Source organism: Pacificispira spongiicola, from assembly GCF_012926505.1.
Lineage (GTDB): Bacteria > Pseudomonadota > Alphaproteobacteria > UBA8366 > Aestuariispiraceae > Pacificispira > Pacificispira spongiicola.
Genome location: NZ_JABBNT010000005.1, coordinates 412,027 through 436,605 on the forward strand (window position 1 = coordinate 412,027; position 24,579 = coordinate 436,605).

21 protein-coding genes are annotated in these 24,579 nt (G+C 60.4%); 18 read left to right on the top strand and 3 right to left on the bottom strand.

Annotation, left to right across the window (positions count from 1 at the left end):
- Positions 1 to 198 precede the first annotated feature (198 nt).
- The 15 genes from HH303_RS17800 to HH303_RS17870 all read left to right on the top strand — a co-directional run bounded on the left by HH303_RS17800 (position 199) and on the right by HH303_RS17870 (position 17,455).
- The gene (locus HH303_RS17800; RefSeq protein ID WP_169626711.1) at positions 199 to 1,785 is read left to right on the top strand and encodes a flagellar hook-length control protein FliK; all 1,587 of its coding nucleotides are present in this window, start codon (positions 199 to 201) and stop codon (positions 1,783 to 1,785) included.
- Between the two features lie 40 nt (positions 1,786 to 1,825).
- Complete coding sequence (locus HH303_RS17805) at positions 1,826 to 2,533, top strand: flagellar hook assembly protein FlgD (RefSeq protein ID WP_169626712.1); 708 nt, start codon at positions 1,826 to 1,828, stop codon at positions 2,531 to 2,533.
- Between the two features lie 54 nt (positions 2,534 to 2,587).
- The gene (locus HH303_RS17810) at positions 2,588 to 4,099 is read left to right on the top strand and encodes a flagellar hook protein FlgE (protein WP_169626713.1); all 1,512 of its coding nucleotides are present in this window, start codon (positions 2,588 to 2,590) and stop codon (positions 4,097 to 4,099) included.
- A 230-nt stretch (positions 4,100 to 4,329) separates the two neighbouring features.
- A complete protein-coding gene (locus HH303_RS17815) occupies positions 4,330 to 4,575 on the top strand; it encodes a DUF1153 domain-containing protein (RefSeq protein WP_169626714.1) in 246 nt (81 codons plus the stop codon).
- A 470-nt stretch (positions 4,576 to 5,045) separates the two neighbouring features.
- Complete coding sequence (gene fliF, locus HH303_RS17820; RefSeq protein ID WP_169626715.1) at positions 5,046 to 6,692, top strand: flagellar basal-body MS-ring/collar protein FliF; 1,647 nt, start codon at positions 5,046 to 5,048, stop codon at positions 6,690 to 6,692.
- Between the two features lie 109 nt (positions 6,693 to 6,801).
- Positions 6,802 to 7,818 carry a flagellar motor switch protein FliG gene (fliG, locus tag HH303_RS17825; protein WP_169626716.1) on the top strand — a complete coding sequence of 339 codons (1,017 nt, stop codon included), beginning with the start codon at positions 6,802 to 6,804 and terminating at the stop codon, positions 7,816 to 7,818.
- A 13-nt stretch (positions 7,819 to 7,831) separates the two neighbouring features.
- A complete protein-coding gene (locus HH303_RS17830; protein ID WP_169626717.1) occupies positions 7,832 to 8,659 on the top strand; it encodes a FliH/SctL family protein in 828 nt (275 codons plus the stop codon).
- Positions 8,660 to 8,739: 80 nt separating this feature from the next.
- Positions 8,740 to 9,117, top strand: coding sequence for a flagellar motor switch protein FliN (gene fliN / locus HH303_RS17835; protein ID WP_169626849.1), 378 nt, complete (start codon positions 8,740 to 8,742; stop codon positions 9,115 to 9,117).
- 59 nt (positions 9,118 to 9,176) lie between these two features.
- Positions 9,177 to 10,013 (top strand): motility protein A, encoded by an 837-nt coding sequence (locus HH303_RS17840; protein ID WP_169626718.1) that lies wholly within the window; start codon positions 9,177 to 9,179, stop codon positions 10,011 to 10,013.
- 4 nt (positions 10,014 to 10,017) lie between these two features.
- The gene (gene flbD, locus HH303_RS17845; protein WP_169626719.1) at positions 10,018 to 11,421 is read left to right on the top strand and encodes a sigma-54-dependent transcriptional regulator FlbD; all 1,404 of its coding nucleotides are present in this window, start codon (positions 10,018 to 10,020) and stop codon (positions 11,419 to 11,421) included.
- 98 nt (positions 11,422 to 11,519) lie between these two features.
- The gene (gene flhA / locus HH303_RS17850; RefSeq protein WP_169626720.1) at positions 11,520 to 13,646 is read left to right on the top strand and encodes a flagellar biosynthesis protein FlhA; all 2,127 of its coding nucleotides are present in this window, start codon (positions 11,520 to 11,522) and stop codon (positions 13,644 to 13,646) included.
- Between the two features lie 3 nt (positions 13,647 to 13,649).
- The gene (locus HH303_RS17855) at positions 13,650 to 14,639 is read left to right on the top strand and encodes a flagellar biosynthesis protein FlhF (RefSeq protein ID WP_169626721.1); all 990 of its coding nucleotides are present in this window, start codon (positions 13,650 to 13,652) and stop codon (positions 14,637 to 14,639) included.
- 6 nt (positions 14,640 to 14,645) lie between these two features.
- Positions 14,646 to 15,398, top strand: coding sequence for a nucleotide-binding protein (locus HH303_RS17860; protein WP_169626722.1), 753 nt, complete (start codon positions 14,646 to 14,648; stop codon positions 15,396 to 15,398).
- Between the two features lie 99 nt (positions 15,399 to 15,497).
- On the top strand, positions 15,498 to 17,030 hold the full coding sequence (locus HH303_RS17865; RefSeq protein WP_169626723.1) for a hypothetical protein: 1,533 nt from the start codon (positions 15,498 to 15,500) through the stop codon (positions 17,028 to 17,030).
- Positions 17,027 to 17,455 (top strand): hypothetical protein, encoded by a 429-nt coding sequence (locus tag HH303_RS17870; protein WP_169626724.1) that lies wholly within the window; start codon positions 17,027 to 17,029, stop codon positions 17,453 to 17,455. Before HH303_RS17865 ends, HH303_RS17870 begins: the two co-directional genes overlap by 4 nt.
- Here HH303_RS17870 and fliJ read toward each other — a convergent pair.
- Together fliJ and fliI are read right to left on the bottom strand one after the other, a co-directional pair.
- A complete protein-coding gene (gene fliJ, locus HH303_RS17875) occupies positions 17,452 to 17,877 on the bottom strand; it encodes a flagellar export protein FliJ (RefSeq protein WP_169626725.1) in 426 nt (141 codons plus the stop codon). The two genes, HH303_RS17870 and fliJ, sit on opposite strands and share 4 nt — an antisense overlap.
- A gap of 18 nt (positions 17,878 to 17,895) precedes the next feature.
- Positions 17,896 to 19,236 carry a flagellar protein export ATPase FliI gene (gene fliI, locus HH303_RS17880; protein WP_169626726.1) on the bottom strand — a complete coding sequence of 447 codons (1,341 nt, stop codon included), beginning with the start codon at positions 19,234 to 19,236 and terminating at the stop codon, positions 17,896 to 17,898.
- 163 nt (positions 19,237 to 19,399) lie between these two features.
- Between fliI and ctrA the strand changes: the two genes are divergently transcribed.
- Positions 19,400 to 20,101 carry a response regulator transcription factor CtrA gene (ctrA, locus tag HH303_RS17885; RefSeq protein ID WP_169626727.1) on the top strand — a complete coding sequence of 234 codons (702 nt, stop codon included), beginning with the start codon at positions 19,400 to 19,402 and terminating at the stop codon, positions 20,099 to 20,101.
- Between the two features lie 33 nt (positions 20,102 to 20,134).
- On the opposite strand, the gene HH303_RS17890 is transcribed toward ctrA, so the two are convergent.
- Positions 20,135 to 21,277: a succinylglutamate desuccinylase/aspartoacylase family protein gene (locus HH303_RS17890; protein WP_169626728.1), complete on the bottom strand. Its 1,143-nt coding sequence runs from the start codon at positions 21,275 to 21,277 to the stop codon at positions 20,135 to 20,137.
- Positions 21,278 to 21,493: 216 nt separating this feature from the next.
- Between HH303_RS17890 and HH303_RS17895 the strand changes: the two genes are divergently transcribed.
- Together HH303_RS17895 and HH303_RS20320 are read left to right on the top strand one after the other, a co-directional pair.
- Complete coding sequence (locus tag HH303_RS17895; RefSeq protein WP_169626729.1) at positions 21,494 to 22,933, top strand: sensor domain-containing diguanylate cyclase; 1,440 nt, start codon at positions 21,494 to 21,496, stop codon at positions 22,931 to 22,933.
- Between the two features lie 146 nt (positions 22,934 to 23,079).
- On the top strand, positions 23,080 to 24,549 hold the full coding sequence (locus HH303_RS20320; RefSeq protein WP_169626730.1) for a methyl-accepting chemotaxis protein: 1,470 nt from the start codon (positions 23,080 to 23,082) through the stop codon (positions 24,547 to 24,549).
- Positions 24,550 to 24,579 lie beyond the last annotated feature (30 nt).

Sequence of the window (24,579 nt, forward strand, 5' to 3'; positions counted from 1 at the left end):
TACCGATACCGGCAGGGCAGAAGATTCCCAGTCCCCCGGAATTCGCTAGGAAAGAATCGGATACGCCTCCGATCACGCGCGCCAAACCGATCAAATCCGAAAATATTTTATTCCTTTTTTTCAACCACATACGACCGTTCCCAAAAACTGGCCCGCCGCTTGCTCCGGATATGGCAAATCTGACACCGGAGATGCGCCATGTCCGTTACAAGTGCCAACGATACGATGTACGAACTGTACGGTTCCGACGCGCGCCGCTCTGCTACGGAGCGCAGCAAGGACAAAGACCGTTCGCAGCAGGATGCCCAGACCGACGGCGGCACCGTCGCGTCGCAGTTCTCGGCCCTTCTCCAAAACCGCATGTCGAACAATTTCGGCTCCGCGCGCGTGGACCAGTCGCTGGAACTGCCGGAACGGGCGTCTTCCGATCGTCAGGAAGCCCCGGTCGTCGAGCGCCGCGACACATCCGAACGCCACGACGACCGCGATGACTATGAAAAAGCCGACCGTCCCGACGACGCCAATCGCGATCAGGCGGCGACCGCACCGATAACCGACCCCACCATCGAAAGCACTCTGCCGACGACCACCGTCGAAACGGGCGAGGTAGATGCGCTCGCCGATACCGGGGACGCGCCGGTTCAGGCGCAAGCCGCCGCCGCGGCCCAATCCGGTAAGACGGAAACCAAGGACGGCGCCGCCAACCAGGCCGCCACGCTAAACGACGCCACGAAGAAGGCACCCAAGACAGAAGTCGCGGCCAATGCCGGCGATGCGGAAGAAATTTCCCCCGAATTGACGGAAGCCGCGAAGGAAGCGGCGAAGAAAGGTTCCGGCAAGGCGCAGGTCACGGTGACCGACGCGGATGCAAAACTGACGTCCCAGCCGCAAACCACGCTCTCCGCCAAGGCCGCCGTGGATGCTGCCGCCGGGGCTCGCAAGGCGCAGAACGCGGAAATGGTGGCGTCCGCCGACGCGGAATCCGCCGCCGCCACGGAAGCCGAGGAAAACGCCAACACGATCTTCAACCGCGTCAAGGCGCAGAATACCCCGGCCGGTGCCAAGGCCGCCGATGCGGCCGCAAATGCCAAGACCGATATGCCGACCGCCGACGCGCCGAAGGCCAACGCGCAGCAAACCCCGACTCCGGCCAACCAGAATACGCAGCCGGGTTTCGGCCTGAGCGGCATGGGCACCGCCGGCAAACAGACATCCGGCCTGACCGGCACGACGCAAAGCGGCATGACCGTGGATGGCGCGACCGGCGGCGCGGCTACGCTCGGCGAGAACAATGCCGTTCAGCAGCGCAGCATGCCGACGCAAACGCCAGCCAATGCGGCAGCCCGCAACGCGGCCATGCCGAACCAGGCCCTGACCGACCAGGTCGCCGTTAATATCCAAAAGGGTGCCGCCCAGGGTCAGGACAAGATCACCATTCAGCTTCGTCCCGCCGAACTCGGCAAGGTCGAGGTCAAAATGGAGGTCACCCATGACGGCAAGATGACCGCCGTGGTGTCCGCCGAACGACCGGAAACGCTGGACATGCTGCGTCAGGACGCCCGCCATCTGCTGCAATCCCTGAACGATGCGGGCCTGCAGGCCGATCAGAACAGCCTGAGCTTCTCGCTGCAAGGTCAGGACGCGGGCGGCAACCGCAGCGAAACCGGACAGAACATGGCGTCCGCCGAAACGATGGGGCCCGACGACGATCTGATCCAGTCCGGCTTCATCTTCGAAGAAACCGGCGGTTTCAAAGGCGACGGCCGCCTGGACGTCCGAATTTAACGAATAGGAGCCTTCGGGGCCGACCCCCGGGAGAACGACAATGAGCAATTACGCAGATGTTCTAGGCACATCGAACAACACCTCGCCGTCTTCCGGGGTGAATACGGTCAGCGCCCAACAGCTGTCCGCGATGTCCAGCCTGTCGGACAACTTCGACAACTTCCTGACCATTCTGACGACACAGTTGAAGAACCAGGACCCGTTGTCGCCCATGGAAACGACGGAATTCACCAACCAGTTGGTCATGTTCGCGGATCTGGAACAGTCCGTACGCCATAGCGGCCAGTTGGACGACCTTATCGGCCTACAGCAACAGAACGAAGCGGCGGCGGCTGTCGGATATCTCGGCAAGTCTGTTGTCGCCGATTACAACGAGGTCGATTTCCAAGGCGAGCCGGTTGAAATGACCTACAACCTTCCGGAAGAAGCGAAGGCGGCGGTGATGGAAATCTACGACACAGAAGGAAACCTCGCCGGGATCATCACCGGCCTGGAAACCGATTTCGGTGAGCACACCGTTACCTGGGAAGGCACCGACATCGACGGCGATCCGCTAGATTTTGGCGCCTATTCCTTTCAGGTCACCGCCGTGACCAAGGAAAACGAGGAAATCGAGCCGACCTACAAGACCCGCGGCACCGTAACAGGCGTCGAATATGCCGATGGAACGACGATGCTGAAGCTCGGCTCGTTCTCCGTCAATATCAATCAGGTTTTGGGAATCGAGGATCCGGAGACGGCTTCTTAATCCAGATACACCGATGCATGCCGACCCGGCATACATAGCGCGGAGGATGTTGAAATGAGTATTTTCGGTGGTTTGCGGTCCGGCGTTTCCGGCCTGTTCGTACAAAGCCAGGCGATGGCTATGATTTCCGATAACATCGCCAACGTGAACACGGTCGGGTACAAAGTGAACCGCCCTCAATTTTCTACCCTCGTCACGACGCAGGCTTCGGAGGCGCTGTTTGCCTCGGGCGGTGTGCAATCGCATGTCGCACGCGAAATCGATCAGCAAGGCCTGCTCGCCTCCTCGACTTCCGCAACCGACATCGCCGTATCCGGGGCTGGGTTCTTCGCGGTGACGGACGAACTGACCCTGAATACAACGACCGGCGAATACGAGCCGACGGGCGATATCATGTACACCCGTGCGGGCGAATTCCGGGCAGATAAGGACGGAAACCTCGTCAATGCCGGTGGGTTCTACCTTCTCGGTTTCCCGCGCAATGCGACGGATACAGGTTATGATGTCACGAACGTTCTGTCCGCGATGAGCGGCGTGAACGTCGCCAGTCGGTCCGCAACGCCGACCCAAACCTCTCAGGTCCAACTGGAGGCGAACCTACAACAGTCGACCGCGACGGGCGGCACGTTCGATATGTCCATTCAGGTCTTCGACCGACTGGGCGCGAAACGCACGCTGACCCTGACCTTCACCAAGGTCGACCCGGCGATTTCCGCCAATGCCTGGGATATCAGCGCGGAAATTTCCGCCGGTCAGTTCATCAACACGGACGTCTCCAACGATGGTGCCGTTACCGCATCACAGCTTGATGACGGTACCGGCGCGGATACCGCCGCCGATGAAATCATGGGCGATGACGAATTGGAGGCCTTCTTCGGCATCGTCGCCGGAACGGAAACCGACTATTCCGCATTCGCGGACGATGCGATCGGCACGGGCGGCGTTGCCAATCTGGGCCGCATCACATTCAACTCGAACGGGACCATCGCGTCGATCACCGACGATTTCGGCGGTGTCGCCAACTCCGGGATCGGGTTGACCGGCGACAACAAGATGCAGTTGCTGATCGACTATGACGGCGACGACACCACGTCCCGTGACGCCGCGTCGATCATCATCGACCTCGGGTCGATCAACGGGTCGGACGGTATCTCCCAGTTCGACGGTACCAGCGTCATCAACGACATCGATCAGAACGGCAAGCAGTTCGGGTCCCTGTCTTCCGTATCCGTCGATGAAAACGGCGAAGTGACCGCCCTGTTCGACAACGGTGAACAGCGTCAGTTGTTCCAGGTACCGCTGGTGACCTTCAACAACCCGAACGGCTTGCAGGCCCTCACCGGCAACGTCTACGCCCAGACCGACAATTCTGGTCAGGCGGTCGTGAAGGTCGCGAACTCCGGTGGTGCGGGTTTGATTTCGCCGTCCTCGCTGGAACAGTCGACCGTCGACCTTGCCGATGAATTCACGAAACTGATCGTCACCCAACGCGCCTTCGCCGCCAACACCCGTATCATTACCACGGCGGATGAGATGTTGGACGAATTGATCCGGGCGAAACGGTAATAGTCTCTGACCGGCGACGTCGGCTTTACCGTCGTCTCGGTCAGGAACCTTCCAGCCGCACAACGTCGGGGCGCCCCAATCGGGCGCCCCTTCCTTTTGGCACGGTCGGGGTCCGGATATACCGACACTGGGAAATTTCGGTGGATCGTTAAAATTTTATCTGCTTTTATCATTTATTAAGAACTTCCAGTGCAGTATTGTTTTTAACGGGTGAAACGGGACCGACAGGCATGCGAAACGAGGATCGTAAACCGACACCTCCCCACGCCGATCCCGTCATCCTTCCCTCCGCCAGAACGGCGCGTTGGGTCGCTTCCAGAAAGGCACAAATCGTACGGGCGCTCGATCGGGGCGTGCTGGACGAACAAGAGGCCTGCGACCGCTACGGTCTCACGCTTGAGGAACTGAACGGCTGGCGTAGCGCCCTGTCGGTTCACGGTGAAGAAGGCCTGCTTGTGACGCGCCGGAAACCGTAACGTTAGGCAAAAGTGCCATAAGAGTCTGAAATGACTCTACGAATACAATATCTGGTATGCGCTCTTTACTGACGAGTATCAGATAAAGTCTTCGAATCGCGCGGAATTTATACAATATTTTGTAGATTTTCCATTGCGTAGGCACCGAATTAAGTTATGTTCGCATGGAGATAGGCAATTTTTGCCGATCAAGGTGTAGGGGGAAATGGTGTGGTTCTCCCGAAAGAGAATCGGTCCCGAATCAGATTTTCGCGATACGATTCGTCTATAGCGACACACCGACGTTGAGGGAGTTTTCGCGCCGCCCACGGATTGAATTTGGGAACCGATCGGACGGTGGGAAATAATGGTGGGGAAGTATCAGGGGGTCGCACTGGCAAAGTACCGCCACCCCCCGGCCGGGCACGGAAGGCGTTTTACCCAAGCGCAGAACCGACCCGATCTGGCAGCCGGAACGGAAGGAACGGATCATGGGTGGCTTGATAGAGACCATTCGCAATATCGGGATGCCCCGGGTTACGGCGATCGTCGCCGGGACCGCGGTCATGTTGGGTCTTCTCGTCTTCCTGATCATCAACAGTTCCAAGCCGGAAATGGCGCTGCTCTACAGCGACCTGGACCCGCAAGCCACCAATCAGATCGCCGACCAACTGGCCAGCCGCCAGGTCGAATTCAGCATGTCGGCGGACCAGACCCGGATTTCGGTGCCGCGCGATCAAGTTGCTCAGCTTCGCCTGGAATTCGCGGAACAGGGCCTAAGCGGCGCCATCGTCGGATATGACATCTTCGACCGCGACGAAAGCCTGGGCCAGTCAAGCTTCACGCAGGAAATCAACAAGCTGCGCGCGCTGGAAGGCGAGCTTTCCCGCACCATCGCGTCCATCGACAATGTCCGCGGCGCCCGCGTCCATATCGTCATGCCGCGCCGAGAAGTCTTCACCCGCGAACCGCAGCCGGCCACCGCCTCCATCATCATCAAGATGAAGGGCGCGCAGCGTCTGGATTCCAACCGTACGGCGGCGATCCAACAATTGGTCGCCACGGCGGTGCCGCAGCTGGACCCGTCCCGCATCACCATCATCGACGATCGCGGCACCCTGCTGCATGGCGGCGGCGACGCCGAAGATGGCCCGATGAGCGCGACCAACATCGCCGACATGCGCTCCGGCTATGAAAGTCGTGTCGGCAGCAAGATCACCGAAATGCTGGAAAAGGTCGTCGGCGTCGGCAAGGCCCGGGTCGAGATCACGGCGGAAATGGATTTCTCTCAGGAAGTTCAGAACATCCAGTCCTTTGACCCGGAACAGCAGGTACTCGTTTCCTCCCGCGAGGTCGAGGAAGTCCAGCAGTCGCAGGAACAGGCCCAGGATAGCGTCACTGTCGGCAACAACCTGCCGGCCGCACCGGGCATCGACGGCGGCGCCGGGGGCAACACCGACTCTCGATCCAAGACCGATGCCATCCAGAACTTCCAAACCGGCAATACGAAAACCGAACGCATCGTGCCGCCGGGTCGGATCGAACGTCTGTCGGTCGCGGTCGTGGTTGATGGTGTTCGCCTTGAAGACGGCACCTATCAGCCGCGCACGGACGAAGAGATGGAAGTCCTGCGCGAACTTGTGGAATCGGCTGCCGGTATCGATCGCGGCCGCGGCGACCAGATCACCATCCACAATCTGCGCTTCGAGGAAGTCCCCGTCTTCGAGCCGCTGGACGAAGAACAGCTGTTCGGCATCCCCTTCCCGCTGTCGAGCCTGCGGAACTTCGCGCAGCCGCTCTTCGCCCTGATCGCGATCATTCTGGTGGCCCTGATCGTCGTCCGCCCGCTGATGACCCGCTTCTTCGACATGAAGCAGCAGGAAGCGGCAGCCCGCGCCGCGGCGGATCAGCCTACCATGATCACCGACCAATCCGGTGGTATGATGGGGGGCGACATGATGGGCGGCGATATGGTGCCGCATGAAGGCGGCGGTGAATTCGACGCCATGATCGACATCGCCCATATCGAAGGCCGGGTGAAGGCATCCTCGTTGAAAAAGATCGGCGAAATCATCGAGAAACACCCGGAAGAGGCCGTGTCCATCCTGCGCAGTTGGATGTATCAGGAATCGAACTAGGGTCCGTGCTTAATCGTGTTGGATCGCCCGGACTCGCCTTATAAGGAAGAATCTTGGGCGGACCTGCACGGTCGGCTGAACGACGCACAGAACTGACACGAACGGCACAATGCGTATTCGCGACGACTATCGTAGCCTCTCAGGCCCCGAAAAGGCGGCGATGATGATGCTTGCCATCGGCGAAGACAACGCCGTCAAGCTCTTTACCCATATGGATGACGAGGAGATCCGCGAGATCTCCCAATCCATGGCGAATTTGGGCACGGTCAGTTCGAACCTTGTCGAACGTCTGTTCGTCGAATTCGCGGAACAGATTTCGTCCACCGGCTCCCTGGTCGGGTCCTACGAATCCACGGAACGTCTGCTGCTTAAGACGTTGGACCCGGAAAAAGTCGCGACCATCATGGAAGAAATCCGCGGTCCGGCGGGTCGTACCATGTGGGATAAGCTGGCGAATGTGAACGAGGTCGTTCTCGCCAACTATCTGAAGAACGAATATCCGCAGACCGTCGCCGTCGTTCTGTCGAAAATCAAACCGGACCATGCCAGCCGCGTGCTTGCCTCCCTGCCGGAAAGCTTCGCGATGGAAGTCATCATGCGTATGCTGCGCATGGAGGCGGTGCAGAAGGAAGTTCTGGACGATGTCGAACGGACGCTGCGCAACGAGTTCATGACGAACCTGGCGCGGACGGCGCGGCGCGACAGCCACGAGATGATGGCGGAAATCTTCAACGCCCTGGACCGGAATACCGAAAACCGCTTCATGACGCTGCTGGAAGAGCGCAACCGCGACAGCGCGGAGCGGATCAAGGCCCTCATGTTCACCTTCGAGGACCTTCAGAAACTCGATCCCAGCGGGGTTCAGACGCTGCTGCGCAATGTCGACAAGGACAAGCTGGGCACGGCGCTGAAGGGATCGTCGGAACAGATGAAGGAACTGTTCTTCTCCAACATGTCCGAACGCGCGGCGAAGATCCTGCGCGAAGACATGAACGCATTGGGGCCGGTCCGCCTGCGCGACGTCGACGAGGCGCAGATGGAAATGGTGAACTTGGCCAAGGATTTGGCCGCCAAGGGCGAGATCGTGATCTCCGAAGGCGGCGCCGAAGACGAACTGATCTATTGATCGGAAGGAGCGTATGGCAATCCCTGCAAAAAGCGCAGACATGAAACCTTTCCTGTTCGATCGTGCCTTCGACGATTACGGACGGGAGGTGAAGTCGCGTGAGCAGATCGCGGCGGAAAAGGCGGCCAAGGAAGCGGCGGAAAATCCGGAACCGGCGGAACCCGAGATCGAGCTGATCTATTCCGAAGACGATATCACGGCGTTCAAGCAGGAAGCCTATATGGACGGTCACGCGGACGGATTCCGCGAAGGCCAGACCGAGGCCCTGGAGACGATCGAGAAGAACCTGAACGACCTGCTGGAACGGATCGTTCCGCTTGTCGGGTCCTTGGCGTCGGAACAGAAGCTGGCGAACGAACGGGCCCAGGCCAACATGGCCCGGATGGTGCAGGCCCTGATGTCGAAGCTGATGCCGGTTTATATCCGCGAACACGGCGCGGACGAGGCGTTGGCCGTCGTTTCCGATTGTCTGGCGGAGTTGCAGGACGCCGGACGCCTGACCGTCTTTCTGTCGGAAGAAACGATGGATCAATTGGGCGAACGCCTGGACCGGGTGGTACAACGCGTCGGCTTCGAAGGACAATTCCGCGTGCTGGCCGACGATACGATGGGCCCGTCCGACATTCGGGTCGATTGGGGCGCGGGCGGCGCCGAACGCCATTACGATTCCATTCGCGGCGATATCGATGCGGCAATCGACCGTGCAGTTTCCCGCGTCGAGGCGGAAATCGCGGAACGCGAAGAGGCCAAGAACGCCGCCGACGCAGACTTGGACGACGATTATGACGACGAAACCGACGATCCGGCGGATACCCGCCCTTCCCCGTCCGGTGAGGAGTAGAAAATATGGCTGACGAAACAGACGATCCCGAAAACGGCGCGGCAGAGCCGGACGCGGACGACACCGATATGGCCGCGGCCATGGCCGCCGAGGCCGCGGAATCCGGCAAGAATGCCGACAATTTCGATCTGAAGGAATTGGGCGACGGCGTCAGCACGGACGACTATCTGGACCCGCGCGCCGCCGATCTGGCCGTACCCACCGGCGCCCGCGACCTCGAGGCGGTTTACGAAATTCCGGTGCAGGTCGCCGCCGTGCTGGGTAAATCGTCCATGCAGGTCAGCCAGTTGTTGAAACTGGGGCGCGGCGCCGTGGTCGAACTCGACCGTAAGGTCGGAGAAGCGATCGACATCTACGTGAACAACCGCCTTGTCGCGCGTGGCGAGGTTGTCCTGGTGGACGACAAGCTGGGCGTGACCATGACGGAAATCATCAAATCCGACAAAACGCAGACCTGACAACAGCCGGTCGGAAACGGCCTTAACCACAGCCCATAACGGATCGGACATAAGCCCGCATGGCATTGCAATCGGATCAAAGCCGTTCAGGAGAACGGCCGCTGACACAGCCCTCCACCCGGGGGTCCGTGGATCTGGCGACCATCCTGGGGCTGATCGGCGCCGCCGCACTGGTCGGATCAGCGATCGTTCTCGGCGGCAGCCCGTCCTCCTTTGTCGACTGGCCGTCCGTTCTGATCGTCATCGGCGGCACGTTCGGCGTGGTCACGGCCTGTTTCTCGCTCCGTGATATCGCGGAATCCGCACGCATCATCGGACGCGCCTTTTTCCGCAGCAACCTGGATGCGGGCGAGGCTGCGCTACAACTGCTGCAACTGGCGCAGATCGCGCGATTCCGGGGTGTCCTGGCGATCCAGAACTATATGCCCGCCGTGGAAGACCGCGAAATGCTGCGCGCCGGGTTGGCGATGGTCGTGGACGGAACGCCGGGCGAAGATGTGGAACGCATCATGCGGCGGGAGGTGCAGTCGACCGCCCAACGCAGCGCGCGGGCGGTTTCGATCCTGAAGAAGGCCGCTGAAATCTCCCCGGCGATGGGGCTGATCGGGACTCTGGTCGGCCTGATCCAAATGCTGGCCAACCTGGACGACCCGAATTCCATCGGCCCGTCCATGGCGGTCGCGCTGCTGACGACCTTCTATGGCGCCTTGCTGTCCAATATGGTTTTCACCCCGCTGGCGGCGAAGCTGGAACGCAACGCCGCGGAGGAAATGATCCTGAACCAACTCTATGTCATGGCGGCGGCGTCCATCGGGCGTCAGGAAAATCCGCGCCGCCTGGAAATGCTGTTCAACACCATCCTGCCGCCGTCGGCGCGCATCGACTATTTCGGGTGACGTTATGAAACTTCTGATCATCGGCACACTGGAAGGGCATATGACGACGGCCAGCCAAATCGCGATCAAGCGCGGGGCGAAGGTCGCGGCCGTCGATTCCATCGATCAGGGGCTGGAGCATCTGCGCAACGGCAAGGGCGCGGATGTAGTTCTGGTCGATGTTCGGCTGAACCTGGAACGCTTCTGCAAGGCGCTGGAATCCGAACGCATCAACACGCCCGTCGTCGCCTGCGGCATCGAGGGCACCGACGCTGCGACCGCTGCCGGCGCCATCCGGTCGGGCGCGAAGGAATACCTGCCCCTCCCCCCGGACCCGGACCTGATCGCGGCGGTTTTGGAAGCCGTGGCCGAAGAAAGCACCAGCATCATCCATCGCGACCCGGCGACGCAGCGCGTCATCAAGCTGGCGGATCAGATCGCGCCGTCCGATGCTTCCGTCCTGATCACCGGCCAGTCCGGGACGGGGAAGGAAGTCATGGCGCGTTATCTGCACGCCAAGTCTCGCCGCGCCGCTGGAAGCTTCGTTGCCGTCAACTGCGCCGCCATTCCGGAAAACCTGCTGGAAAGCGAATTGTTCGGGCATGAGAAAGGCGCGTTTTCCGGTGCCATCGCCCGGCGTGTCGGCAAGTTCGAGGAAGCCAATGGCGGCACCCTGCTTCTCGACGAAGTTAGCGAGATGGACCCGCGCCTTCAGGCAAAACTGCTGCGCGCCATTCAGGAACGGGAGATCGACCGGGTCGGCGGCTCGAAGCCGGTTAAGGTGGATGTCCGCATCCTGGCGACGTCGAACCGGAACCTGCAGGAAAGCGTGAAGTCCGGCGACTTCCGCGAGGATTTGTACTATCGCCTGAATGTCGTGAATCTGTCGCTGCCGTCGCTGGCGGAACGCCCGCAGGACATCCCCCTATTGGCGGATCATTTCGTCAAAAAGTACACGGAAGCCAACGGCATGCCCGTTCGCGCCCTGTCGGCGGACGCCAAGGCGATGCTGCAGACCTATCACTGGCCGGGCAATGTGCGTGAACTGGAAAACACGATGCATCGCGCCGTGCTCCTGGCCGGCGGCGACGAAATCGGAACGGAGGCGATTATGCTGACCGAAGCGCCCCAACAGGCCCACGCCTCGACACCGGCCCCGAAACCCGCGTCGGAAAGCACCGGCATGGACGCCGCCCCTGGCGGCATGCCCGGCGGCGTCGATCCTGCCGCCGATGCAAATGCCGTTGGGCTGGTCGGACGCACTGTCGCGGATGTCGAACGCGATCTGATCATCGACACGTTGGGCCATTGTCTCGGCAACCGGACGCATGCGGCGAATATCCTGGGGATTTCGATCCGAACATTGCGAAACAAGCTGAAGCAATATTCCGAAGAAGGATTTGCTGTCCCGGCTCCCGGTGAGTCCTGAGATTGATGGATCGTCGCCCCCGACGAATCGTGCGAACGGGTGCGTAGTAAGGAACGTTTACAAGAGGCCCTCCAAAGAGTCGGCCTTCGGATGGTGAGATGGCGGAAACGGGCGATACCAAGAAAAGCTCCGTAACCCGCATCGGGGGCGATGCGGGCGATCGCCTGCGTTCCGCTTTCACCAGTTCGGAATTGCTGCTGCCCGTCGGGATCATGGCGATCCTGGTTCTGCTGCTGATCCCGTTGCCGACATGGCTTCTGGACCTGTCGCTATCGATCTCGATCACGATTTCCGTCCTGATCCTGATGACGGTTATCTTCATCGTCTCGCCGTTGGAACTGACCAGTTTCCCGACAATCCTGCTGATCGCGACCATGTTGCGGCTGGGGTTGAACGTCGCCTCGACACGCCTGATCCTGTCCGAAGGACATACCGGCACGGACGCCGCCGGACAGGTTATTCAGGCCTTCGGCGGCTTTGTTGCCGGGGGCAACTATGTCATCGGGGTAATCGTTTTCGCCATCCTGGTGCTGATCAACTTCATCGTCATCACCAAAGGTGCGGGCCGTATCGCGGAAGTCGCCGCCCGTTTCACCTTGGACGCGATGCCCGGCAAACAGATGGCGATCGACGCCGATATGTCGTCCGGCCTGATCAACGAGGATCAAGCCCGCGCCCGCCGTAAGGAATTGGAGTCGGAAAGCTCCTTCTTCGGGGCCATGGACGGTGCGTCGAAATTCGTGCGCGGCGATGCGATCGCCGGTCTTCTGATCACCTTTATCAATATCATCGGCGGCATCATCATCGGCGTCGTGCAGCGTGACATGTCCCTGGCCGACGCGGCGGAGAACTATACCCTGCTGACCATCGGGGACGGTCTGGTCAGTCAGGTGCCGGCGCTGATCGTATCCGTCGGCGCGGGTCTACTGGTAACCAAGGCGGGGGTCAGCGGCGCGACCGACAAAGCCCTGTTCGGACAGCTATCCGGCTATCCCAGCGCTCTGGGCATGGCGTCGGGGATGCTATTGCTGATGGCGGCGATTCCGGACCTGCCCGCCTGGCCCTTCCTGATCATGTCGCTTGCCGCCGGGGCGGGCGCTTTCTTCGTGTCGCAGGGCAACGCCCGCCGGAAGGTAGAGGAAGAAACCAAGGTCCTGGAGCAGGAAGCCGCAGCGGAGATGGCGCCGAAGGAGGAACCGATTTCGGCGGCGCTGCAAATCGACCTGATCCGGCTGGAACTCGGCTATGGGCTGTTGCCGCTCATCAATGCGTCGCAAGAACACAAACTGACGGACCAGATCAAATCCCTGCGCCGCCAACTGGCGGGAGATTTGGGCTTCGTCATGCCCGCTGTGCGCATTCAGGACAATCTGCAGCTTCCGGCCAATACCTATGTCATCCGCGTGAAGGAGATCGAGGCCGGACGCGGGGACCTGCGGCCCAATATGCAGCTGTGTATGGATCCGCATGGGGAAAAGATCTCCCTGCCCGGCGAGGCCACCGTGGAACCGACATTCGGTCTGCCCGCCGTTTGGATCCAGGAAAACCAGCGCGAAGAAGCGATGTTCCGGGGCTATACCGTCGTGGATAGCGCCACCGTGATCACCACCCACATCACCGAAATCATCAAGGACAACATGTCGGAACTGTTGTCCTATTCCGAAACGCAGAAGCTTCTGGACGAACTGCCGCAGGGACAGCAGAAACTGGTCAGCGACCTGATCCCCAACCAGATCGCCCTGGGCGCGGTCCAGCGCGTGTTGCAGAACCTGCTGAACGAACGCGTGTCGATCCGCGACCTGCCGACGATCCTGGAAGGCATATCCGAGGCCGTCGGCTATACACGCAATTTGACAAACATCACCGAACATGTCCGCAGCCGCCTGTCACGTCAGATATCGGACGCGAATACCAACGATTCCGGCTACGTCACCCTGGTGACCTTGACGCCCGCCTGGGAACAGGCCTTCCTGGAAAGCCTTGTCGGTCAGGGCGACGAACGGCAATTGGCGATGGCACCGTCGAAGCTTCAGGAATTCATCGGTCTGGTCCGCACCGTTTTCGAACGTCAGGCGATGCAGGGCGAAACCCCGGCCCTGCTGGTCAGCCCGAATATCCGTCCCTATGTGCGGTCCGTGATTGAACGTTTCCGGCCCGTCACCGTGGTGATGAGCCAGAACGAAATCCATCCCAAGGCGCGGATCAAGACGGTGGACTCGATCTAAGCCATGCGCCTGAAAACTTTCCACGCAGACAGCCTTCCCGCCGCCATGGAACTGGTCCGTCAAACCTTGGGGCCGAATGCGATCATCGTCGCAACCCATGAAGACGACGCCAATCGCGGCGCCCGCGTGACCGCCGCTATCGAACCGGAAGAACAGAATTTCGATTTTTTCAACGACGGTCCCTCGGAAGAAATCCTGGAAACGATCACGCGCATCCTGGAACAGCACGGCACACCGCCGCCATTGGTCGACCGCTTGCTCGACGCGGCATCCGATACGACAGCGGAAACGGCAAAGGACACCCTGGCCCATGCCTTGGCGAAAGTTTTCACCTTCAAGCCGCTACCGGACAGGCCGGGGCCGCCGCCAATCATGCTGATCGGTCCGCCGGGCGTAGGGAAGACGGTATCCTGTGCGAAGCTGGCCGCCCGCATCGCGCTGACCCATGACAAGGACGACGAAACGCCTGTCGCGCTGATCGCGGCGGACCCGGTTCGCATCGGTGCGGTCGAACAATTGCGCGCTTATGCCGACCGGTTGGGGGCGACGCTTTACGAGGCATCCGACGGCGCCGCGCTGGCATCCGTCCTCACCCGCATTCGCCGCAGCGAACTTGTCGTCATCGATACGCCGGGAACCAACCCTTATCACCTGGACGAACTGGCACATCTGGTGGAATTGGCGGAAGCGGGAAAGACGGAAACCGTGCTGGTCCTGACCGCCGGACGAAACGCGGAGGAAGCCGCCGAAATCGCAGAGGCATTCCGACCCGTCGGCGCGACCCGCCTGATGACGACCGGCTTGGATATGGCCAAACGCCTGGGCGCGATTCTGGCTGCGGCGGAGGCCGGAAATCTGGCGATTTCCGATGTCTCTCTGGCGCCGGAAATCGGTCAGGGACTGACGCCGATGGATGCCGGCGCCTTGGCGAAACTTTTGATACCCGAAGCAACTGCCGAACCGGCCAAGTCCGGCATCGGGGTGGGGGAGTAGCGAGCGATGAATGCCCAAGCGCCGAACAACAATCTGATCGCGATCGCTTCCGGCAAGGGCGGCGTCGGCAAGACATGGTTTGCCATCACGCTTGCCCAGGCCCTGGCCCGTTCGGGACGCAAGGTCCTGCTGTTCGACGGCGATCTGGGGCTGGCGAATATCGACATTCAACTGGGGCTGACACCGGAACGCGACCTTGCGCTCGCCATCGCGGGCAAATTGCGTATGACCCAATGCGTCGAAAAGTTTGCAGCGGGGCCGTTCGACATCATCGCGGGCCGGTCGGGCAGCGGTTCGCTGGCCAGCCTGCCCACGCCCCGCATCGAGCGGATCGGGCGCGAGTTGGTCGCGCTAGCGGGCGGCTACCAACATGTGCTGATCGATCTGGGCGCCGGGGTCGACAAGACCGTCCAGATGCTGGCCGCGACCGCGTCCCGCACCTTGCTGCTGGTCAATGACGAGCCGACGTCCCTTACCGACGGTTATGCCTTCATAAAACTGGGATGGACGAACCATCCCGGCATGGATATCCGCATCGTCGTCAACGGTGCGGAAAGTCAGGCGGCGGGTCAAAAGACCTACGATATCCTGTCACGGTCTTGCGAGAATTTCCTGAAGCGGAAACCGCCGCTGGCCGGGATCGTCCGGCGCGACAACCGTGTTCGAGACGCGATCCGGGCGCAACAGCCGCTGCTGACACGGTCCCCCACATCGGAAGCGGCATCGGATGTCGAGGCGATCGCCCGCTCCTTGCTTTAGTTTGGTACAATTCCTGCTTCAGTATTTCCGAGCGGGGACCAGAAGGGAATCCGACGCGAAATTATGCTATAGAGGGGCCGGAGAACCGGCCGGATAGAAATGCAGACACCCATCGTACCGACAGCGGGCGGCACAGGGTCCGCCCCGGCGGCAAACGCCCCCCCCCTCCCTTCCGGCACGGCGACAGTCTCGCCGAGCCTCCCCCCAAGCCTTGCGCAAGCGCTGCAAAACGGCGCCACCCTGACCGCACAGGTCACGGCGAAACCCGCAGCGGGCCAATTGACGTTGTCCGTGCAAGGACAAACGGTGCAGGTGCAAACGCCCCTGCCCTTGCCGCCCGGCACAAATCTGGCCGTTGCATTGCAATCCGTCTCGTCCGGCGGTCAGGCGACGCTGTTCCTGCAACCGCAGAATCCGGGCGCGGCGCAGACCGGAACCGCGACGGCGGGGCAACAACCAGCCCCGCAAACGGCCCAAACCGCAGCCCCGCAGCCTGCCGTCGTCACGAATACCTCTGTCGGATCGGTCCTGTCGGGCACAATTACCGCCCCGCCGACATCTGCGACCTCGGCAACAGCGGCCGCAACCGCTCAAACAACACCGACGTCCTCCCCTTCCGCGCAAACGACCGTGAATACGGCAGCGCAACCGACCGGCGGCGGCACCCCCGCCCCGACCGCACCGGCACAAAGCCCACTGCCGGTTCTACCCCCGGGAAGCGCCGTACAGTTGCGCCTGCTGTCCTTCGCCCCACCCGGCCAATCGTTGGCGGGTGGCACGCCGGGCACCTTCACCGGGACCGTCACCGGTCAAACGGGTAGTGGATCGGTATCCGTCCAAACACCGATGGGGACGGTCAATTTGACCATGCCGAACCCGCCTCCTACCGGAACCCAACTGATGTTGGGGTTGGTCGGCACACCGAAAATAGCGGCCTTCGGGTCCGCCGCCGCGCAGGGGGCCGCCGCGCGCTATCAGGCGCTACAGGACGCCGTCGCCTTGCTGAAAGGCGGCGACCCGGCCCTGGCACAACGCATGACCCAATCGCTGCTGCCGCAGCCGAATGGACAAATGGGATTGGCGGCTGTCTTTCTGCTCAGCGCCATGCGGCAGGGCGGCGCGGAGAAATGGTTGGGCGGGGACACGGCGCGCGGTATCGACGCCGCCGGGCGGGCCGCGGGAAAGCCGGGCCTGCTGTCGGAGTTGGACGGCGAGGTAACCCCGACGCATACCCGCACGAGGGACGCCGCCGGTCAGGATTGGCGCGTGACCTCCCTGCCCCTGATGAACGGCAATCAAGTCGACGAAATCCGTCTCTATACCCGCGACCGTCCGAAGGACGAGGAAAACGGTAAAGGCGGCGGCAAGAAGGAAGAGGCGAAACGCTTCGTCGTGGAAGCCAGTTTCAGCCATCTGGGGCCGATCCAATTGGACGGCCTGTCCCGCGACAAGAAGGTCGATGTCATGGTTCGCAGCCAACGCGCCCTGCCGCCGGAAGCCCGCGACGACATTCGCGGCCTGTTCGCCGATACCGTCAGTGCGCTGGGCCTATCCGGACAGGTTGAATTTTCCGTCGTGTCCCATTTCGACCTTGTTCCGAATGAAGACATCCCGCATGGATTGACGGTATGAGCAAGACCGACGACATCACTGCCGCCCTGGCCAAAGACGCCGCTGACCTGAATGCGGCGCTGAACCGTCACGCGGAATTGGAGACCATCCCCAACCCGCTACCACGGGCGGATTATCTGTGCCGATTGAGCGGCACCGCCATGGAAGGCGCCGCCTTGATCGAACTGCGCTACGTTCCGGACAAGCTGCTGGTGCAGGAAGACGGTTTCGGCACATACCTCGCCGGACTCCACTCGCAAGAAAGTCTGGAAGCCCTGGCCGCCATCATTCTGGACGATCTGAACAACGAATTGGTGCCGCGCTTCCTGCAAATCCGCATCATGGCAAGCCGGAACACACTGGACGCCGGGCACGCCATCCTGGTGGAAGACCGTCGCCCGCGCTGGGACAATCCGGCGCTATTGGCCCACCTGGCGCAGATCTAAGCGCCGTCCTTACGGCGGAAGGCATTCAGTCCCATTTCATCCATGGCGATGCCTTCCTTGCGCTTCTCGTCTGCGGCTTCCGCCTCGTCGCGGTTTTGCTTGGCGATTTCGTATTTCTTCTGCTCCGCAAAGGCATCGGCAAGGGCGTCGCGGACGGTGTCGATCTTCGGCACCAATTCGCGCATTTCCGCGTCCAGCTTCTCCCGCCGGTCTTTCGCCCAGACCATGAAGGATCCGAACTGGCTGCCGAATTCGGGCTTTGCTCGGACCATTTCCGATTCCGACTCGATCCGTTCCGCCAGCGCGGCATAGTCGGCATTGATGCGGTCTTCTTCGGCCAGCAGGACTTGCAGGGCGCGTCTCGCGTTATCGACACTGCGTCCCGCCAGACGGACGAGAGTATCCAGCGTATCCCCTGCCATTATCTAACCCCGGCCATTTTAGGCGGCGCCCGGATAGTCTTCGCCCAGCACCGCTGCCAACTCGGAATACCCCTGTTCCAGCGATGTCGTTTCGTTCTTCCCCTGGGCGATGAAGTCTTCCAGCGGCGTATTGAAAGAGATCGCCTCATCCACCGCCGGATCGGACCCTTTGCGATAGGCGCCCAACCGGATCAATTCCGCCATGTCGTCATAGGTGGCAAGTAGCCGGCGCGCGCGGTTGACGATCCGCGTCTGATCCTCGGTATTGCAGTCGGGCATGGTACGCGAGACGGAGCGCAGAATATTCACGGCGGGATAGCGGTTCCGATGCGCGATGGTACGATCCAACACGATGTGACCGTCCAGAATCCCACGCACTGCATCCGATATCGGCTCGTTATGGTCGTCGCCTTCGACAAGGACGGTAAAGAGGCCGGTAATCGTACCGATATCCGGTCCGGGCCCGGCGCGCTCCAGCAGACGCGGCAATTCGGAAAAGACCGTCGGCGTATAGCCCTTGGTCGCCGGGGGTTCGCCCGCCGACAGGCCGATTTCACGCTGCGCCATGGCGAAACGGGTGACGCTGTCCATCAAGCAGAGCACATCCTTGCCCTGATCCCGGAAATATTCGGCGACGGCGAAGGTCATATAGGCCGCCTGCCGCCGCATCAGTGCCGATTCGTCGGAGGTCGCGACGACGACCACACTGCGCGCCAGGCCTTCTTCCCCCAGTTCATCCTGGATGAATTCCTGAACCTCGCGCCCGCGTTCGCCGATCAGGCCGATGACGATGACCTCTGCCTCGGAAAACCGCGCCATCATGGCCATCAGCACCGATTTCCCGACGCCGGACCCGGCAAATATCCCCATACGCTGTCCGCGGCAGCAGGTGGTGAAGGTGTTCAGACACCGGACGCCGAGATCGATCTTTCCGCCGATCCGCCGCCGTTTGTGCGCCGGCGGCGGGTCCCCCCGGATCGCCACGGCCTCCTCCCCCAAGGGCAGCGGGCCCAGACCGTCCACCGGGTCCCCGAATGCATTGATGACCCGTCCCAGCCATTCCCGGGTCGGATTGATCGTCGGCTGAGCGCTCACCACGAATGCCTTGGTGCCCAACGCAACCCCTTCCAGCGCGCCGAAGGGCATGGCCAGTGCCCGTTTGTCGCGGAAACCCACCACCTCGCACGGAACGGTCTTGCCGCGCCGCGCCTGAAGCATGCAACGGTCGCCGATGGACAGATGCCCCTCCACGCCTTCGATTTCGATCAGCATGCCCTGCACCGCCGCGACACGTCCGTAGACCTGTCTGTCGGATACTTTCGACAAGTCGGCGATCAGGAAATCCAAGAGGCTCGACATACGCGCTCCACATATCGAAGGAGGTTCGGATTATACCGCTTGATTCCAACCCGGGAAATGCCCCGGAGTTCCGTCAAATCAAGAGAGTATGGCCAGGAAGCCGGTAGCATGGTAATTAATATTTCGAATATGAGGCGCACTGAATGCGCCCTAGGGGGTTTTGATGCGTATTCTCTTGGTCGAAGACGACAGCCTTATGGCGCAAAGCATCGAATTGATGCTGAAATCCGAAGGGTACATCGTTGACCATTCCGACTGTGGCGAAGACGGTCTGGAAATCGGGAAATTATACGATTACGACCTGATCATCCTGGACCTGATGCTGCCGGATATCGACGGGTATGAGGTCCTGCGTCGACTGCGCGACGCGCGCGTCGAAACGCCGGTCCTGATTCTGTCCGGTCTGGCGGAAATGTCCAACAAGATCAAAGGCCTCGGCTACGGTGCCGACGATTACCTGACCAAACCGTTCGACAAACGCGAACTTATTGCGCGAATTCAGGCGATCGTGCGCCGGTCGCGCGGTCATTCCCACTCGGAAATCAGCATCGGCGCTCTGCGGGTCGATCTGAACTCCCGCGTCGTCAATATCGAAGGCCAACCGGTACATCTGACCGGCAAGGAATTCGGTATCATCGAATTACTGGCCCTGCGCAAGGGATCGACGCTGACCAAGGAAATGTTCCTGAACCACCTTTACGGCGGAATGGACGAGCCGGAAGCGAAGATCATCGACGTCTTCGTCTGCAAACTGCGTAAGAAACTGGCCGCCGCGTCGAACGGCGACAACTATATCGAAACCGTCTGGGGCCGGGGCTACGTCCTGCGCGACCCGCACGAGGCGCAGCAGAAAGCGGCCGGGTAACCGTATAACGGTAAGCCCGACCGTTCCTTCACATCACGGTTCCAGCAAGGCGCCCTTCTTGCGGTGTGCAAGCGGTTGCCGCCCCGCCACCTTCCCGACATTCTCCCCTGGCTGAACCAGACGCAGGTCGTTCCGCGCGAAGAACAGGCCGTCCGTGGACGATTTCAACGGGATGCGCGCCGTCAGCGGATCCGCCGCCGTCAGGTCGATGACTTCGGCGACCACCTGTCCCGCCGCGACCGTTTCGCCTACCGCCGCCTTGAACGCGACCAGCCCGGCGATGGGGGATGAAATGACATCGACCTCGTCCAGTCGATACGGTATCGGCCCATCGGAAAGCGCCGTGCCATCCCCTGAAATCAGGCCACGTTTCGCCAGAAACCGGTACAGACCTTCCGCATCGCTGCGCCCCAGATCGTCCTCGATATCGTCTTTACCGCGCAGTTCCAGGGTACAGGCGAAGCAGGTCATGGACAGCGCGTCCCCGTTTTCAACCAGCCCGCCCATGCGGCGCCAAACACCGGCATTGCAATCGTCGAAGCTGAAGCCGCCCGCTTCCTCCTCCAGCAGAACGACCGGGAAGTCGATGGCGGCGGCCATTTCGCGCGCAATTTCCGCATGTTCGACATGGCAATAGACATGTGCCTGCGCTTCCTGGTCGCAATGAATATCGATCACATAGTCGGAATCCACGCTGAGCCCCAGCAGCGTCGCGCGCCAATGTTGAACATCGGATCGCGCGGGCAAATCGGCGACAGCAGCTTTCAACGCCCCGCGAAACGCGACGATGTCCGCGTCGGCATCGCCGGTGAGACCGTTGCCGAGATAGGGCGCGGCCATGGGCGATAGGTCCGGCCAGTTCCGGTTGAAGTTGCCGGATCCGTCATAGGCATAGCGACCGGGAACGGCCCCGCCCTGACGCTGGTCCATGCCGATCGGATTGGCGTACGGCAGTACGATAATTTCCCCGACGATCTTCCCCTCGCGATCCGCCGCATCCAGCATCGAAACCAGGTGATGCAGCGCCATCAGCCCCGGCCATTCGTCGGCATGCAAGGCAGCGTGCAGATAAGCCTTTGGTCGCGCCCCTTCGGTTCCGAAACGGTGCACGGTCAGGAACCGTTCGGTTCCCGGAGACGGCGATTTCAGAGGAATACGGTCAACGCTGTGGGTCATGATTTTTACAGGCCTTATTGAGGAGGGATGATTTCAGCGACCGTAAGCAGACGCCCCGCCCGCGGCAAGCCCGCTCGTCGCCATTCAATTGAGAGGGCATTCGATTAAGGGCGTATTAAGATTCCATGGATATTAAACACCGCGTGAATATTGGGTTTCCCCGCCCATCCCGGTCGACTATTTTCCGGGCGGGAGATCGGGCACAAGGTTCAGTAAATGCTTTCCAAACGTAAGTACCGATATGTGGCAGCCCTCAGTGCAATGCTGGTGGCCGGTTTTGTCGTGACCAGCCTCGTCAGCTATTTCGTGGCCCATGACTCCATCGCCAGACAGGTATCCGAAAGCACGCTTCCCCTGACCAGCGACAATATTTATTCCGAAATCCAACGCGACATCCTGCGGCCCATCTTCATCTCTTCGCTGATGGCGCAGGATACGTTTCTGCGCGATTGGACAATCCGCGGCGAACAGAACGCCTCTCAGATTCAGCGTTACCTGACAGCCATCCAAACGCGATATGAAACCGTAACGGCCTTTTATGTTTCAGAACGAACGCGGCGGTACTACCACCCGTCCGGCATATTGCGCACTGTGACCGACGACGATCCGCAGGATCAATGGTACAAGCGCGTCCGAACGATGAAAGACGACTATGAAGTCAATGTCGACTGGGACACTGCGGATCCGACCCGGCTGACGGTCTTCGTAAACTATCGGGTTTACGATTATACAGGCGGCTATCTGGGTGCCGCCGGTGTCGGGCTGTCCGTCTCCGACGTCCGCCACCTGATCGAAGCCTATCAGAAACGCTACGGGCGGCGAATTTTCTTCGTGGACCGCGAAGGCAATGTAACCCTGCGCGCCGTCGGCTCCAACCTCGCGGAGTCCCTGCGCGACGATCCTGACCTGGCGCCGGTCGCGACCAAGATCCTGACCTCCCCCAGCGGTACGATCGAATATCAACGCAACGGCGATACGGTTTATCTGAACAGCCGACTGATCCCGGATTTCGGCTGGTACCTGATTGTCGAGGAACCGGAAGGTCGAACCGCCTCGGGCATTCAAAGCGCGCTGATCTGGAACCTCGCGATTTGTTTGGCCGTTACCCTGGTCGTTGTCGCTCTCGCCAACCTCATCATCGGCCGCTACCAGAACCAGCTGGAGGAAATGGCGACAACGGATAAGCTGACCGGCGTCGCAAACCGACATGCCTTTGAAATCGTTCTGGACTACATGCTGCGCAATGCGCGGCGAATGGAGTCTCCGCTGGCCGTGGCCATGGTCGATATCGACCATTTCAAATTGGTCAACGATCGGTTGGGCCATTTCGCAGGCGACAAGGTGCTTCAGACCATCGCCCGGATCATGAAGGAAAATTTGCGGGGATCGGATTCGATCTGCCGCTGGGGCGGTGAGGAATTCCTGATCGTCCTTCCGGACTGCGACCTGAATCAGGCACAGACCATCACGGACAATATCCGACGCGAAATCGAGAATACCCCGGTACTCACCGGCAAGGGCGAAGCGCGGGTCACCATCAGCATGGGCGTCGGGCAATTGTCAAAATCCGAGCATTTGGACGATTTGATCCGACGCACGGACGAGGCTCTCTATCGTGCAAAAGCGGCTGGTCGGAACCGCGTTGAACCTGCTTAAGAACAAGATGTATTCGAGGAAACTAGAAATTTTAAATCGCAGCTTCACAGAACTATAGCTGTTGCCTAGACTTGTACCCACTTGTGATCGAGCGGTTGTACTTCCTGTATTTAGAACTTTAGGGGTGGTGGGAGAAAGAGGCTGGCGTGAGCTACAATGCGCATACGTATCGATCGATGATCGAGTATATGCCGATCAACGTAATGACCTGCGATCTCAAGAATTTCAAAATCGACTACCTGAACCGAAAAAGCCTAGAGACATTAAAAACCATCGAACATGCGCTACCGTGCCGGGCCGACCAGATGCTCGGCACCTGTATCGATATCTTCCATAAAAATCCGGCGCATCAACGCCAGATGCTCAAAGACCCGAAGAACCTGCCGCATTCCGCCGTCATTTCCATCGGCGGCGAATATCTGGACCTGCATATCACCCCGATTACGGACAAATCTGGACGCTATATAGCGCCGATGGTCACCTGGTCGGTGATTACGGACAAGGTTGAACATGAACGGCAAAATCTGGTGCAGGCGCAGATGCTGGACCAAATGCCGATCAATACGATCCTGTGCAATATCGAAACCTTTGAAATCACCTATGCCAATCAGGCGACGAAGGACACACTGAAAAGCATCGAACATTTGCTGCCGATCAAGGCGAAGGATCTGATCGGCGCGAATATCGACGTATTCCACAAAAACCCAGCCCATCAACGCAACTTGCTGAAAGACCCGTCCAACCTGCCGCATTCGACCAGGATCAGGCTTGGTGACCAATTCCTCAACCTGAACGTCTCCGCATTGTATGACAAATCCGGTCATTACTTCGCCGCCCTGCTGACCTGGTCGGTCGTGACCGCGCAAGTGCGACTCGCCGACCAGTTCGAAGCGGATGTGAAAACGGTGGTCGACGGTGTGTCTTCCGCATCGACCGAAATGCAGGCGACGTCCGAAACCATGGCGTCCGGGGCCGAGGAGACCAGCGTGCAGGCAAACACCGTGGCGTCGGCAGCGGAGGAATTGTCGCGGTCGATCACGGAAATCGGACAACAGGTCGCGGTCGCTGCACGCGTGTCCAATGAAGCTGTGGAAAATTCCAAAAAATCCAAGCACGACATCCAGACCCTGACAGATTCCGCCGACAAGATCGGTGACGTCATGCAACTGATCAACGACATCGCCAACCAGACCAATCTATTGGCGTTGAATGCGACGATCGAGGCCGCCCGAGCGGGCGAGGCCGGCAAAGGCTTCGCCGTCGTCGCGAACGAGGTGAAGAGCCTCGCGAACCAAACAGCGAAGGCGACAGAGGAAATCGATACACAAGTGCGGACCATGCAAAGCGCCACCCATCGCGCGATCGCCGTCATGGAAACGTTCACCGCCAGCATCAACCAGATCAGCGAAATATCCGCGGCCATTTCCGCCGCTGTGGAAAAACAGCATGCCGCGACAAGCGAGGTCAGTTCGAATATCGACGGCGTCGGTCAGGCATCCAGGGAAACTGGGGAAGCAGCGTCAGAAACGCTGAAGGCCGCATCCGAGTTGAGCCAGCAAGCAGCCTTGTTAAGCCGGTCCGTCGACTCCTTCCTGGAGGAAATACGCAAACTATAATCCCAATCCCGATTGACGCCCGTCCGGCCC

Bases quoted from the DNA above. Each gene is read 5' to 3' on its own strand.
- HH303_RS17815 (WP_169626714.1), top strand. From the start codon at position 4,330: ATGCGAAACGAGGATCGTAAACCGACACCTCCCCACGCCGATCCCGTC.
- HH303_RS17855 (WP_169626721.1), top strand. From the start codon at position 13,650: ATGCGCCTGAAAACTTTCCACGCAGACAGCCTTCCCGCCGCCATGGAA.
- fliG (WP_169626716.1), top strand. From the start codon at position 6,802: ATGCGTATTCGCGACGACTATCGTAGCCTCTCAGGCCCCGAAAAGGCG.
- HH303_RS17860 (WP_169626722.1), top strand. From the start codon at position 14,646: ATGAATGCCCAAGCGCCGAACAACAATCTGATCGCGATCGCTTCCGGC.
- HH303_RS17870 (WP_169626724.1), top strand. From the start codon at position 17,027: ATGAGCAAGACCGACGACATCACTGCCGCCCTGGCCAAAGACGCCGCT.
- fliI (WP_169626726.1), bottom strand. From the start codon at position 19,236: ATGTCGAGCCTCTTGGATTTCCTGATCGCCGACTTGTCGAAAGTATCC.
- flbD (WP_169626719.1), top strand. From the start codon at position 10,018: ATGAAACTTCTGATCATCGGCACACTGGAAGGGCATATGACGACGGCC.
- ctrA (WP_169626727.1), top strand. From the start codon at position 19,400: ATGCGTATTCTCTTGGTCGAAGACGACAGCCTTATGGCGCAAAGCATC.
- HH303_RS17800 (WP_169626711.1), top strand. From the start codon at position 199: ATGTCCGTTACAAGTGCCAACGATACGATGTACGAACTGTACGGTTCC.
- HH303_RS17865 (WP_169626723.1), top strand. From the start codon at position 15,498: ATGCAGACACCCATCGTACCGACAGCGGGCGGCACAGGGTCCGCCCCG.
- HH303_RS17830 (WP_169626717.1), top strand. From the start codon at position 7,832: ATGGCAATCCCTGCAAAAAGCGCAGACATGAAACCTTTCCTGTTCGAT.
- HH303_RS17805 (WP_169626712.1), top strand. From the start codon at position 1,826: ATGAGCAATTACGCAGATGTTCTAGGCACATCGAACAACACCTCGCCG.
- flhA (WP_169626720.1), top strand. From the start codon at position 11,520: ATGGCGGAAACGGGCGATACCAAGAAAAGCTCCGTAACCCGCATCGGG.
- fliJ (WP_169626725.1), bottom strand. From the start codon at position 17,877: ATGGCAGGGGATACGCTGGATACTCTCGTCCGTCTGGCGGGACGCAGT.
- fliF (WP_169626715.1), top strand. From the start codon at position 5,046: ATGGGTGGCTTGATAGAGACCATTCGCAATATCGGGATGCCCCGGGTT.
- fliN (WP_169626849.1), top strand. From the start codon at position 8,740: ATGGCCGCCGAGGCCGCGGAATCCGGCAAGAATGCCGACAATTTCGAT.
- HH303_RS17810 (WP_169626713.1), top strand. From the start codon at position 2,588: ATGAGTATTTTCGGTGGTTTGCGGTCCGGCGTTTCCGGCCTGTTCGTA.
- HH303_RS17895 (WP_169626729.1), top strand. From the start codon at position 21,494: ATGCTTTCCAAACGTAAGTACCGATATGTGGCAGCCCTCAGTGCAATG.
- HH303_RS17840 (WP_169626718.1), top strand. From the start codon at position 9,177: ATGGCATTGCAATCGGATCAAAGCCGTTCAGGAGAACGGCCGCTGACA.
- HH303_RS17890 (WP_169626728.1), bottom strand. From the start codon at position 21,277: ATGACCCACAGCGTTGACCGTATTCCTCTGAAATCGCCGTCTCCGGGA.